General features: G+C 68.8%; 13 protein-coding genes. 8 read left to right on the forward strand and 5 right to left on the reverse strand.

Going from position 1 to position 12,924, the window contains the following annotated elements; all coding sequences use genetic code 11:
- Positions 1–45: 45 nt before the first annotated feature.
- From L324_RS35595 to ligD (L324_RS35605), 3 genes are all read right to left on the reverse strand, one after another.
- Positions 46–1,101, reverse strand: a complete 1,056-nt coding sequence (locus L324_RS35595) for a DUF222 domain-containing protein (protein WP_438938477.1) — start codon at positions 1,099–1,101, stop codon at positions 46–48.
- Between the two features lie 225 nt (positions 1,102–1,326).
- Positions 1,327–2,145, reverse strand: coding sequence for a DUF4097 family beta strand repeat-containing protein (locus L324_RS35600; RefSeq protein WP_037319411.1), 819 nt, complete (start codon positions 2,143–2,145; stop codon positions 1,327–1,329).
- Positions 2,146–2,548: 403 nt separating this feature from the next.
- Positions 2,549–3,514 carry a non-homologous end-joining DNA ligase gene (gene ligD, locus L324_RS35605; protein ID WP_037319413.1) on the reverse strand — a complete coding sequence of 322 codons (966 nt, stop codon included), beginning with the start codon at positions 3,512–3,514 and terminating at the stop codon, positions 2,549–2,551.
- 46 nt (positions 3,515–3,560) lie between these two features.
- Here ligD (L324_RS35605) and ligD (L324_RS35610) point away from each other — a divergent pair, with 46 nt between their 5' ends.
- The 7 genes from ligD (L324_RS35610) to L324_RS35635 all read left to right on the forward strand — a co-directional run bounded on the left by ligD (L324_RS35610) (position 3,561) and on the right by L324_RS35635 (position 9,962).
- Positions 3,561–4,478, forward strand: coding sequence for a non-homologous end-joining DNA ligase (gene ligD / locus L324_RS35610; RefSeq protein ID WP_037319415.1), 918 nt, complete (start codon positions 3,561–3,563; stop codon positions 4,476–4,478).
- Between the two features lie 124 nt (positions 4,479–4,602).
- Positions 4,603–4,977, forward strand: coding sequence for a glycosyl hydrolase family 28-related protein (locus L324_RS44165; RefSeq protein WP_152547102.1), 375 nt, complete (start codon positions 4,603–4,605; stop codon positions 4,975–4,977).
- The gene (locus L324_RS35615) at positions 4,905–6,092 is read left to right on the forward strand and encodes a glycoside hydrolase family 28 protein (protein ID WP_051174287.1); all 1,188 of its coding nucleotides are present in this window, start codon (positions 4,905–4,907) and stop codon (positions 6,090–6,092) included. The genes L324_RS44165 and L324_RS35615 overlap by 73 nt, the downstream gene beginning before the upstream one ends.
- A 61-nt stretch (positions 6,093–6,153) precedes the next feature.
- Entirely contained in the window at positions 6,154–6,426 is a 273-nt protein-coding gene (locus L324_RS35620) for a hypothetical protein (protein ID WP_037319417.1), read from the forward strand.
- Between the two features lie 125 nt (positions 6,427–6,551).
- Positions 6,552–7,097 carry a MarR family winged helix-turn-helix transcriptional regulator gene (locus L324_RS35625; protein ID WP_152547104.1) on the forward strand — a complete coding sequence of 182 codons (546 nt, stop codon included), beginning with the start codon at positions 6,552–6,554 and terminating at the stop codon, positions 7,095–7,097.
- 77 nt (positions 7,098–7,174) lie between these two features.
- A complete protein-coding gene (locus L324_RS35630) occupies positions 7,175–8,539 on the forward strand; it encodes a pyridoxal phosphate-dependent decarboxylase family protein (protein WP_037319419.1) in 1,365 nt (454 codons plus the stop codon).
- A 34-nt stretch (positions 8,540–8,573) separates the two neighbouring features.
- On the forward strand, positions 8,574–9,962 hold the full coding sequence (locus L324_RS35635; protein WP_037319422.1) for an amino acid permease: 1,389 nt from the start codon (positions 8,574–8,576) through the stop codon (positions 9,960–9,962).
- Here L324_RS35635 and L324_RS35640 read toward each other — a convergent pair.
- Both L324_RS35640 and L324_RS35645 read right to left on the reverse strand, forming a co-directional pair.
- Positions 9,940–10,932, reverse strand: a complete 993-nt coding sequence (locus L324_RS35640; protein ID WP_037319424.1) for an ROK family transcriptional regulator — start codon at positions 10,930–10,932, stop codon at positions 9,940–9,942. The genes L324_RS35635 and L324_RS35640 overlap by 23 nt on opposite strands.
- An 8-nt stretch (positions 10,933–10,940) precedes the next feature.
- Entirely contained in the window at positions 10,941–11,369 is a 429-nt protein-coding gene (locus L324_RS35645; RefSeq protein ID WP_081736578.1) for a winged helix-turn-helix transcriptional regulator, read from the reverse strand.
- A gap of 130 nt (positions 11,370–11,499) precedes the next feature.
- On the opposite strand from L324_RS35645, the gene L324_RS35650 reads away from it, so the two are divergent.
- Positions 11,500–12,903, forward strand: a complete 1,404-nt coding sequence (locus tag L324_RS35650; protein ID WP_037319427.1) for an MFS transporter — start codon at positions 11,500–11,502, stop codon at positions 12,901–12,903.
- Positions 12,904–12,924 lie beyond the last annotated feature (21 nt).

Genomic DNA, 12,924 nt, shown 5'->3' on the forward strand with positions numbered 1-12,924 from the left:
ACACGCGGGCCGAATCCACCAACAAGAGGAATGTATTTTTCACGCTTAACTTAGCGGCATTGCGATGTGGTGTGCGGTGCAGCGCGGCACCGGCATGTCACAGCCCGGGAACGCGCAGCCACCGTCGCGGAGGGTCAACGTATACTTCTGAGCCAGGGACACGGTGCGTTTCGACCGGCCGATGTCCAAGGGTTCGCCCGCGGTGCCGAGGACTCCGGGCCGGACCCGGGCATCGCAGGCGAGGATGCGGGCATCGGTCGCGCTGATCGGCCCGACCAGATCCAGATGCGCTTCACCGATGTCCCGGATCAAATCCTCATACGACATGGTCACCAGGATGTGAGTGGCTTCCCCGGCTTGCCCGGGGAGATTCCGACTCGTCGTCTTGAGACGCACATAGTCGGTGAAGGCATCGCCGTAGCGTTCGTTCTGGGTCCGCGAGTCCCGGACTCCATCGATGGCTTTGTGGGGTTTGGCCATCGGGTCGAGGTCGGACTTCAGGCGTGCATAGGTTTCCAGGTCCAACGTGGCTTTGAGGCCGAGGGTGCCGTCACGGTGTTTGACGAACCGCAACTCCGGCCGCACATCCTTCGGATCCTCGTTCCGCGGCTCCTTCCCGTCCGGGTCCAGCTCGTCCAGCAGACGACGGCCGGCCCGGGCGAGCTGCCGGGGACCCGCCCGGCGGGCCAGATCGACCAGGATCTTCTCCCCACCCCGCACCTTCTCCTCGGGGACGGTGGACGGGATCCTGGCGAGGATGCGGATGATCGCGTCGACCTGCGCACCCCCGATCGCGCCTTCGGCGGCGGCGTCGGCGGTCAAGGGCGCCAGAGGCGGTACGACCTCACCACCCACCACCACGTTGGGATACAACGCCAGCACCCGATCGGCACGAGCAGACGCTTCCTTGTCCGTGACCAGGAAGTCCTCAAAAATCATCGCCGCCAACGTCGAATGACCACTACATCCACGAACACCCCGGTTATTGATTTCCGCCAGAATCGCATTCTGCTCCGCATCCAACCGACGCTGCAGAACTTCCAATTCCTGCTTGCGAGCATGCAGCGTCGCCGTATCCACACGCCACCACTCGTAGCGCATCGTCTCGGGTCTGTTATCGCTGGCCACGACCTCAACGCTACCCGCGTTCGAACACTTGTGCTAGCCCCATTTGCGTAGCGAACCCGGTCCGGAAATTCACCCGATAGGAGAGCGCGACAACCATCACGCGAATACGCAGAGAAACGAAATCCCGCCAACTTCCGCATTTAGCCGACTGAATGCGGTGGCGCCGCATGGAGGGCGCCACCGCGTGAACAAAGGGGATCAGACGGCCGCAGGCTGGATGACGATGTCGTCGCGCCGTGTGCGGGCGAAAACCCTGGTACCGCCCACGCCATCCGTACCGAAGGAGTTCCGCACCGAACCCTTCGTGCTCTCGGCGTCCACCGTCGCGGCATCCCTGCCGATGCCGACCTCGATGCCGCCGGACGCGTTCACCAGGTAGGCCTCCTTGCCCGACAGTCGTCCGATCCGGATCGGGCAGTCGGCCGCCTTCGCGACAACGTCGCCGTCGGCGTGGTCGATGTCGAAGGTCCCGCTCGCGCTGGAGAGGTCGACGGCGGACCGGGCGTGCCCGATCCAGACCTTCCCGGTCGAACCCGCGCACCTGACAGAGCCCTCGGCCTCGCCGATCCGCACGACGGCCGCGCCGCTTTCGACGTCCACGGTCCCGGCGACGTGCCCGATCTCGACGTCGCCGGCCGCCACGTTCCCTCGCACCGCCGTGACGCGCTCGACCTGGACGCGGCCCGAGGCCACCTCCAGTACGCAGTCACCGAACCGGCCGTCGGCGTTGACGTCCGACCAAGCCGTGTTCAGGACCAGTTCCGAACCGGTGGGCACCTGGATCGTGATCGCGACCGAGCCGGCCTTGGCACCCGCCTTCTTCGTCTCGATCGTCAGCACGCCGCCGGTGAGGTCGACCTTGGTGTTCTCGGCGACCTTCACGTCCGACTTGCTCGTGCCGTCGATCGGTTCGACCAGCACCACCGTGTCCGGGCGTTCGCTCGCGGAGACGCGCACCCGCGCTCCCGCGGTGGTCAGGGTGGCGGTGATCGGCTTCGGCGTGGTGAAGACGGACATTTCGTTCTCCCTCGTGGTGGTGATCTCTCGGTGTTGAGAGCAACGATCGCCGACCGGACTGACACGGCACCGCCACCGCGCTGACACGCCGGAGACATCCACAAAGGACGGACGCCCGCCGGCCACCGCAGTTAGCCGACTAAACGCGACCTGCGGGACAGGGCACCCCGCTGACACCGCGTTTAGCCCGCTAAACGCGGTGGAGTGGGACGGGACACCTCGCCGCGTTTAGCCGACTAAACGCGACGTGTGTGACGGCACGCGGCCGGCACCGCAGTTAGCCGACTAAACGCGACGGGGTGGGGCGGGGCACCCCGCCGACACCCGCATTTAGCCGACTAAACGCGATGAGGGGCACCCTTCGGGCAGGCGTTTAGCTGGCTAATGCCGTGGGTGGGGCGGGTTAATTCGGGGACGGGAGTACGACGTCCTCGGGTGCCTTGTCCGCCCGCAACCCCCGCCACGTCGTATGCCGCAGCCGCCCGTCCGGGGTCCAGTTCCGGTGCACGACCTCGCCGACCAGCTCCGGCGACACCCAGCGCACGCCCCGGGCCCGGTCGCGCGGGACCTCCGAGTCGAACGGCGGCTTCTTCCTGGCCAGCGGGGCGAGCCGGGTGTGCAGGTCTTCGAGGACCTTTTCGCTGAACCCGGTCCCCACGTCGCCGATGTACCGCAGCTCGCCGGATTCGTCGTGCGCCCCCAGCAACAGGGCCCCGAGCGTCCCCGAACGACGTCCTTCGCCGGGCCGCCAGCCGCCGATCACGACCTCTTGGGTGTGCCACAGCGCCCGTTTGATCCATTGCCGCGTGCGCTTACCGGGGTAATAACGGCTGTCGAGCTTCTTCGCGACCAGCCCTTCGAGGCCGTGCTGCCGGACGACTTCGAGGAGCTGATCAGGCGAGATGTCGTCGTCGGTGTAGCCCGGTGGGATGACCAGACGGCCACCCGGCGTCACGGAGGCGAGCAGTTCCCGCCGGGCACTGTAAGGCTCGTCGAGGAGGACGGTGCCGTCGAGAAGCAGCACGTCGAAAGCGAAGAAATGCACCGGGCTGCGCTCCAGCAGCGACGCGTCCGGCGTGCGGAGGTGCCGTGTCTGCAGCAACGGGAAACTCGGCCGTCCCTGGTCGTCGAGGACCACTATCTCGCCGTCGAGGACGGCTTCGCGGCCGTCGAGGGCGTCGCCGGTGACGTCCGGGTACGTCGCGGTGATGTCGAGGCCGCGACGGCTGGTCAGGCGCGTCTCACCGTCGCGGGCGACGCGCAGGCAGCAGCGGTAGCCGTCCCATTTGTATTCGTACCCCCACCCGCCGGTGGGCAGGTCACCGTCGGTCGCCAGCATCGGGGCGATCGCGTCCGGCACGGTACTCATGCCTCACGGTACCCCGGAAACGCCGCCGGTGATCTATCGTCGAGGGGTGCCTGAAGAGCGGATAACGGTCGAGGTCGAGGGACGGCGGCTGGGGCTGTCCAATCTGGACAAGGTGCTCTACCCGGCGCACGGTTTCACCAAACGCGAGGTCCTCGACTACTACCGTCGCATCGCCCCCGCCATGCTCCCGCATCTACGCGACCGCGCCGCCACGTTCCGCCGGTTCCCGGACGGCGTCGACGGCGAACCGTTCTACGAGAAGAACGTTTCCCGGCACGCGCCCGAGTGGGTGCGCACCGCGCGGCTGACCAACCGCGGCCGCCGGGGCGGGGAGGAGACGCTCGACTACCCGGTGGTCGGCGACCTCCCGACACTGATGTGGGCGGCCAATCTCGCCGCGCTGGAGCTGCATGTTCCACAGTGGACGGTCGGCCCGCGCGGCGCTCGGAAATCACCCGATCTGCTGGTGTTCGATCTCGACCCCGGTCCGCCCGCGGACGTCGTCGACTGCTGCCGGGTCGCCGAGACGCTCAGCGAACTGCTCACCGACGACGGCTTGACGGTGTACGCGAAGACCAGTGGCAACAAGGGAATGCAGCTGTACTGCCCGGTGCGCACCCGGTCCGACGAACGCACTTCCGAGTACGCCAAGGCGGTCGCGGAGGAACTCGCGCGCCGGTCACCGGAAAGCGTGGTCGCCCGGATGACGAAGGCGATCCGCCCCGGCCGGGTGTTCATCGATTGGAGCCAGAACAACACCGCCAAGACCACCATCGCGCCCTATTCCCTGCGCGGGCGCGCCATCCCGACCGTGTCCACCCCGGTGACCTGGGAGGAGGTCGAGGCCTGCCGGAAGGCGGCCGATCTGTTGTTCACCGCCGAGCAGGTGATCGAACGTGTCGAGGAACTGGGTGACCTGTTCGGGGACATGGCCGAGCACCGCGCGCCCGTGCCCGTCCGGTGAGCGCCCCGAACGGCCGGTTGACGCGGTCGCGGCGCCGCTCCTAAGGTCGCGATCGACACCAGTTCAGTGCGGCTCCGGGTTCCGCCTCCCCGGCCCGTACGCGAGTCAAGGGACAGCACCCATCATGAGGCGTCGATCCGGCGGTGCGTTGTGCACCGTCTTTTCACTCGTGGCCGGTCTGGCCGTCGCGCTCCCGGCCGGAACGGCCGCCGCGGCCACTTTCAACGTCAAGGACTACGGGGCCAAGGGGAACGGCACGACCGTGGACTCCCCGGCCATCGACAAGGCGATCACCGCCGCCAGCGCGGCACGCGGCGGCGTCGTCGACTTCCGCCGGGGACCTACCTGGCCAGGACCATCCACCTCAAGAGCGACATCACGCTCAACCTGCGCGCCGGGGCGAAGATCATCGCCTCGGGCAGCGGGATGGACGCTCCCGAACCGAATCCGTACGACGCCTACCAGGACTTCGGCCACAGCCATTTCCGGAACGCGCTGATCGCCGGTGAGAACGTCGAGAACGTCGCGTTCACCGGCACGGGGACCATCGACGGCGACGACGAACTCGAGACGGGTGAGAACATCCCCGCCGGTGTCGCCGACAAGCTGATCTCGCTCAAGCTCTGCAAGAACGTCAGCCTCACCGACGTCACGCTCCGCCGCGGCGGCCACTTCGCGCTGATCGCCAACGGCTGCGACGGGCTGAAACTCAACCGGGTCAAGGTCTTCAGCACCGATGACCGGGACGGCATCAACTTCATCAACAGCTCGCGGGTCGAACTCGCCAATTCCCGGATCGAGGCCAGTGACGACGCCGTCGCCTTCAAGAGCGACTACGCGCTCGGCAGGACCTTCGTCAGCGAGAACAACATCGTCCGTGACTCCACGATCCTCTCGACCGAGAACAACGCCGTGCAGTTCGGTTCCGAGACCTGTGGCGGCTTCCGGAACACGCGGTTCCGGAACCTGACCATCACCGGCGCCGCCAAGGCCGGCCTGGGCATGGTGTCGATGGACGGCGCGGTCATCGAGGACATCAGTTTCACCGGTATCACGCTGAGGAAGACCGCCTCGCCGATCTTCCTGCACGTCGGCAAGCGATCCCGCTGCCCGGGGAATCCGCCGGCCGGCCGGATCCGAAACATCACCTACCGCGACATCAGCGGCACGGACCTGGTCGCGCCCCGCGACATCCCCGGTGACCCGGAGTACGCCAGCACCATCTCCGGCCGCGCGGACGCGCCGATCGAAAACGTCACCTTCGACAACGTGAAGCTCACCGTCCCCGGCGGGCATCCGGCCGCCGAGGCCGATCTCGTCCCGCCGGAGGCGTCGACCACCTATCCGCCGCGGATCTTCGGCAAGCGCCCGGCGTACGGCTTCTGGATCCGGCACGCGGCCGGGATCCGGTTCACCGGCGGTGAGTTCCGGTTCGCCAAGGCCGACGGTCGCCCGGCGTTCCTCACCGACGACGTCCGCGGCGTCGCGCTGGACGGGGTGCGGGTGGACCGCAGCAACGGCGGCTACGACGTCGTTTGGCGGAACACGAGCGGCCAGAGCATCACCGGCAGTACGACGACCGGAGGCCAGGCGCTGCGCGTCCGGACGCGGTGACCCCGGCCATGTTTCGACCCCCGGAAGACGGGAAATCCTCAGGTCAGAGGAGTGACCCCGAATGACTGAGAACACCAAGGACCCCGAAGGCTTGTCATACCGAGCCCAGGCGATGCTCAGAGCCGTGGCACAGGGCCGCGCTGAAATCACCGTCAGCCGGGAACCGGATCTCTACGTCGACGGCCTGCCGTGCAGCGACCAGATCACCGCCCATCTGCTCGCCCACGCCGGCCTGATCCGGCCGGCCAGGGACGGCACCCCCGGCGGCCGCGTCCCCGCGGAGTTGTCCGAAACAGGACAGGATCTGGTGGAGCCCTTGGTCGCCGCGGCCTGACGGCCCTCACCCGGCGAAGACCCCGGAAAAGACCACTGTGGACCCCGTCCCGTTCCGCCTACGATCGGCGGAACGGGCGCGCGGGGGTGCGCGCCACCGTACGGGTACCTCCGGGGCCGGTGAGGATGTGGCTGTTGACCGGGTATCACACTCTGGCCGAGACCGAAAACGCCGTGCGGGCCAAGCTGGGCGGGATCCCGTTGCTGTGGGAGCGGATGGAGGCGGTGGCCAACCTCCACCGCGCCGCCACGGCGGTGCGGCTGCACTTCGAGAACTCCGTCCTGCGCACCGCGGGCCTGACCTGGACCGCGTTCGTGGTGCTCTGGGTCGTGTGGATCTTCGGGGAGAAGGAGACCCGGCACGTCGCCGCGGAATCCGGGATCACCAAGGGGACCTTGACCGGGGTGATGAAGACGCTGGAGGCGCACGGGCTGGTCACCCGGCGCAAACACCCCGTCGACGGACGGCTGGTGCTGCTCGCGCTGACCCCGGAGGGTGAGCGGCTCATGCGGGAGCTCTTCCCGGAGTTCAACCAGGAGGAGGCCTTCGTCACCGACAGGCTCACGCCCGCGGAGTGCACCCAGCTGGCCGCTTCGCTGCGGGAGATCGTCAAGCAACTGGAGGAGAAGGGCGAGGAACGGCGCCAGGCGGCGGCGACCCGGGAGGGCTGACCCCTACCGAAGACGGTTGCGCGAGTACTCCGGCGACTCCTACGTTTTTTGGAGCCGAACGATCGAAGGGCGCCCCGATGGACTTCCGGTACTGGCTCGGTCAGGCGTTGACGTCGAACGAGGCGTGGGCGGAGACGTTCACCCCCGTCCGGCCGCATCCCTCCCTGGACATCCCCGACGGGCGGTTCGAGACCGCGTTCGAGGAACTCACCGAGCGGCTGAAGGACAACTACCCGTTCTTCCACCCGTCCTACGCCGGCCAGATGCTCAAACCGCCGCATCCGGCCGCGGTGGTCGGCTACCTCACCGCGATGCTGGTCAATCCCAACAACCACGCGCTCGACGGCGGCCCCGCGACCGCCGAGATGGAACGCGAGGTCGTCCGTCAGCTGGCCACGATGTTCGGCTACCAGGAGCATCTCGGGCATCTGACCACCAGCGGCACCGTGGCGAACCTCGAAGCGCTGTTCGTGGCGCGGGAGTCCCATCCGGGCAAGGGGATCGCCTACAGCGCCGAGGCGCACTACACGCACGGCCGGATGTGCGGCGTGCTCGGCGTCGAGGGACATACGGTCCCGGTCGACGGCCGGGGCGCGATGGACCTCGACGCGCTCGAAGACCTGGTGCGCACCGGGAAGATCGGCACCGTGGTGCTCACCGCGGGCACGACCGCGCTCGGCACGGTGGAACCGGTCCACGAGGCGCTGGCCCTGCGCGAACGGTACGGCGTCCGCGTGCACGTCGACGCGGCCTACGGCGGGTTCTTCCGTCTCCTGTCCGGTTTGGACGGTCCGGAAGGGCTGCCCGAGGCCCCGTGGCTCGCCATCGCCGAGGCCGATTCGATCGTCATCGATCCGCACAAGCACGGCCTCCAGCCCTATGGCTGCGGCGCGGTGCTGTTCAAGGATCCCGACGTGGGCCGGTTCTACCTGCACGATTCGCCGTACACCTACTTCACCTCGGACGATCTGCACCTCGGCGAGATCAGCCTCGAATGCTCCCGCGCCGGTGCGGCCGCCGCCGCGTTGTGGCTCACCTTCCGGGTGCTGCCGCCCACTCCCGACGGGTTGGGCCGGGTGCTCGCGGCCGGTCGCCGCGCGGCGTTGCGGTGGGCGAAACTGCTGGAGGACTCCGAGCGCTTTGACCTGTACCAGCGGCCGGAACTCGACATCGTCACCTACTTTCCGCGCACGGAACCGTTTTCCCTGTCGAAGATCGACGCCGACAGCGCGCGGATCCTGCGCAACGGCATGGCCGCGGCCAAGGATCCGGTGTTCCTCAGCACGCTGCGGGTGAGTGACCGGCAGTTCGGTCTGCGTCACACCGGCGCCGAGGCGGACGCGGACGGCGCGAGGATCCTGCGTAGCGTGCTGATGAAGCCCGAAAGCGAGGACCACGTCGACCGGCTCCACGAGCGGCTGGAAGAGTTGTCCCGCGGTTGAGCGCCGCGTACCGCCGCAGACGAATGGATCCGCCATGCCCGCACCAGGTCCCGCCACTCCCGTGACCGCACTGGAGACCCGGTCGCTCGGCACCGGATTCCGGCGGCGGCACGTCACCATGCTGGCCATCAGCGGGGCGATCGGCGCCGGCCTGTTCGTCGGCACCGGCGCGGGGATCAAGACCGCCGGACCCGGCATCCTGCTGTCCTATGTGGTCGCCGGGCTGCTCATGGTGCTGGTCATGCGCATGCTGGGCGAGATGGCGGCCGCCGAGCCGAGCAGCGGCTCGTTCTCGGTGTACGCGGAGAAGGCGCTCGGCCGCTGGGCGGGGTTCACCGTCGGCTGGCTGTACTGGTCGCTGCTGGTGGTCGTGGTGGCCGCCGAGGCGACCGCGGCGGCGGGGATCGCGAACGGGCTCCTGCCGGTGATTCCACAGTGGACCTGGGTGCTGCTGTTCATGGCCGTGCTCACCGTGGTGAACCTGTTCGCCGTGCGCTCGTTCGGCGAGTTCGAGTTCTGGTTCGGCGCGATCAAGGTGACCGCGGTGGTCGCCTTCCTGGTGCTCGGCACGCTGGCGGTGTTCGGGATCCTGCCGGGGACGTCTCCGGTCGGCCTGAGCAACCTCACCGGGCACGGCGGGTTCCTGCCCAACGGCCTGCAAGGAGTGCTGACCGGGCTGCTCGCGGTCGCGTTCTCCTTCGGTGGCATGGAACTGGTCACCATCGCCGCGGCGGAGTCCGAAGACCCGGCGGATTCGATCCGCCGCACCACGCGGACGGTGATCGTCCGGCTGCTGCTGTTCTACGTCGGTTCGGTCGCGCTGATGGTGCTGTTGCTGCCGTGGGAATCCGCTTCGGCCAACACCAGCCCGTTCGTGACCGTCCTGGAGCAGGTCGGGGTGCCGTCGGCGGCGTTGCTGATGAGCTTCGTCGTGCTGACGTCGCTGCTCTCGGCGCTGAACGCGAACCTTTACGGTGCCTCGCGAATGGTGTTCTCCTTGGCCTCGCGGGGTGAGGCGCCGCGCGCGATGCTGCGGCTGTCCGGCGCCGGGGTCCCCCGGACGGCGGTGCTGGCGTCGGTCACCTTCGGCTTCGTGGCCGTCCTGCTGAACTTCCTCGCGCCGGACCGGGTCCTGCCGTTCCTGTTGAACGCCATCGGGGCGAACATCCTGCTGGTCTGGATCTTCGTCGCCGTCTCCCAGTTGCGGCTGCGGAAAGCGGCGGAACGCGACGGCACGGCCGCCGAGCTGCCCGTGCGGATGTGGGGTTTCCCGTGGCTCAGCTGGGTCGCGCTGCTCGCGATGGCGGGCGTGCTCATTCTCATGTGGACGGACGCCGACGCGCGTACGCAGCTGTTCACCAGTGGCGCGGTCGCCGTGCTGATCGTGGTGATCAGCCTGCTCAGGCGACGTCCGCGACGCTGAACAACTCGTGCTCGACGCGGCTGAGCGCCAGCCGCACCGCCCCGAGGGCCACCGAGTCGTCGCCGAGCGCCGAGGTCTCCACCCGCACCGGGAACAGGCAGAGCCTGGCCAGTTCTGCCCGCAGCGGCGTCGTCAGCAGGTCATCCGCCCCGCCGATCACCACCAGTTGCGGGTCGACGGTGAGCACGGTGGCGGCGACGAGTTCGACGAACCTGTCGGGGAACGCGTACCGGCCTGCCCGCCGCAGGACCCCGATCTCGCCCGCCGCGTCGTGGTGCCCCGAGTGCAGCTTCCCGCCGAGCAGCAGGCCCAGCGACACGGTCCGGCCGGCCTGCACGTAGACCATGTCGTCGATGCCGCGCGCGGCCCCGCGCCAGTGCTCGGCCAGCGTCGCGAGCTTGGTGTCGCCGGCCGCCAGCACCGGGCAACCGCCGCCGAACTCCGCGGGCAGGTCGAGACCGGTCCAGCCGGGAAGGCGTGCGCCGCGGACGACCTTGCCGCCGGACACCACCCCGATGGTGCCGACACCGAGGACCCGCAGATTCGTGCGGCCATCGAGGGCGGCACCGAGCACCCGGTGCGCGACGCCGAGCCGATCGGGGGCGGGCATGTCCGGGGTGAGGTCTGCCCCGGCCCGGCCGACGACGTCGCCGCGCAGGTCGGCGACCAGGCACAACGCCTTGTGCGGGCCGACCTCGAGCCCGGCGACGTGCCCGGCCTCGGGCCGGAACCGGTACCGCTTGGCCGGCCTGCCCACGGGCCGCGGCGCGCCGGGGGAGAGCGGGACCTCCTCGACCAGCCCCTGCTCGCCGAGGTCGGCGGCGATCTCCTCGACCGTCGGCCGGGAGACCTCGCTCGCCTTGACCAGTTCGGCGAGCGTGAGTTCTTCGGCCGCGTACAACGCCCGCAGGACCGCTATGGCGTTGAGCCGCCGCAGCAGTGACGGATCCCCGCCCGACAGCCTGGCCATGCGGCTCCTCAGGCGCCGACGCGCCGGTCGTACCGGGCGCGCGCGACGGCGATCTCGTTCTGGTGTTCCTCGGTCCAGGTGACCAGCGACCGGATCGTCTTGTGCAGCGTCATGCCCAGCGGCGTCAGCGCGTACTCGACCCGGGGCGGCACGACCGGGTAGACGGTCCGCTCGACGAGCCCGTCGCGTTCGAGGTGCCGCAGCGTGGTGGTGAGCATGCGCTGGCTGATGCCGTCGATCTTGTCCTTCAGCTCGGTGAACCGGAGGGTGTTCCGGTCGAGCAGCGCGATGACCAGCAGTGACCACTTGTCCGCCACCCGGTCCAGGATCTGGCGGACCTCACAGTCCTCGCGGGTGTCCCACTGGAAGGCCTCGTAGTCCGCCTCGGTGAGTTCACAACGACTGGGTGAGTTCAAAGTGCCTTCTTCCATGGTCATCGATGGTGACGGAAGATCCCCTTGGTTACAAGAGGGAACTGACCGGCCGATGAGTAACCGTCGGTCGTGTGTCCACTGAGGGAGATCCGACTTGATCACAACGCGAACACCGCCGCGCGCCGCCGACCGGATGAGCGGGCGGGCCTGGGGTGTGCTTCTGGTGCTGTGCGGCGCCATCTTCCTGGAGGGCATCGACGTCGCGATGCTGAACGTGGCGCTGCCGTCCATCCGGGCCGAACTCGGCCTGTCGACCGCGACACTGAGCGGCGTGGTGAGCGCCTATGTGCTCGGTTACGGCGGGTTCATGCTCCTGGGTGGCCGGGCCGCCGACCTGTACGGCCGCCGCCGCATGTTCCTGCTGTGGCTGGTGGTGTTCCTCGTCTTCTCGGGGCTGGGCGGATTCGCGACCGAGGGCTGGATGCTCCTGCTCGCGCGGTTCGCCACCGGGGTCGCGGCGGCCTTCATGACCCCGGCGGGTCTGTCGATCATCACCACGAGCTTCGAAGAGGGGCCGAAGCGGAACAAGGCGCTGCTCTTCTACGCCGGTACGGCCGCGGGTGGGTTCTCGCTGGGCCTGGTCATCGGCGGGTTGCTGGCCAGGATCGACTGGCGGTGGGTGTTCTTCACGCCGGTCATCCTCTCGGCCTTCATCCTGCTCGCCGCGCTCTGGCTCATCAAGGAACCCGCCGGACGGGATCGCGTGCCGCGGCGCCTGGACCTCGCCGGAGCGGCCACCGTGACCACGGCGATGCTGCTGATCGCCTACGCCGTGGTCCGGCTGGAACATCCCGGACAGGGCTGGGGCTGGACGATCGTGTCCTTCGCCGGGGGAGTGGCCGCGCTCGCGGCCTTCGTCGCCATCGAACGCCGCTCACCCGCGCCGCTGGTGCGGCTGGGCATCCTGAAGTCGGGACGGCTGGTGCGGGCGAACGCCGCGGCGCTGCTCTTCGCGGGCTCGTTCTTCGGGTTCCAGTTCTTGGTCACGCTGTACCTGCAGGAACTGCGGGGCTGGACGACGCTCGAAACGAGCCTGGCGCTGCTGGTGGTGGGGATCGACGCCGTGCTCGCACCGACGCTGACCCCGCGGCTGGTGGCCAGATTCGGGAACACGCGGGTGATCTTCGGCGGCCTCGTGCTCGCCACCGTGGCGTACGCGCTCTTCACGCCGTTGGGCCTCGACTGGACGTACGCGGCGATGTTCCCGTCGATGATCATCCTCGGGCTCGGGTTCGCGCTGGCCTACGGTCCGCTGACGATCGTCGCCACCGACGGGATCGCCGAGGACGAACAGGGACTGGCGGGCGGCCTGCTGTACACGGCCTTCCAGTTCGGCGCGGCGCTCGGGCTGTCCGCGGTGACCGCGGTGAACGTCGCCGTCCTCGGCGCGGGTGATTCCCCGGAGGCCGCGCTCGGTGGTTTCCGCGCGGCGCTGACCGTGCCGCTGACGTTGGCCGCCGTCGCCGCGGCGATCATCGCCGCCGGGTGGAGGTCCGGTTCGCCTGGGAGGGAGCGGGACCGTGTGGCGCGGGCGTGAGAAAAGGGACCATGGTGACGA

Source organism: Amycolatopsis orientalis DSM 40040 = KCTC 9412, from assembly GCF_000478275.1.
Taxonomy (GTDB): domain Bacteria; phylum Actinomycetota; class Actinomycetes; order Mycobacteriales; family Pseudonocardiaceae; genus Amycolatopsis; species Amycolatopsis orientalis.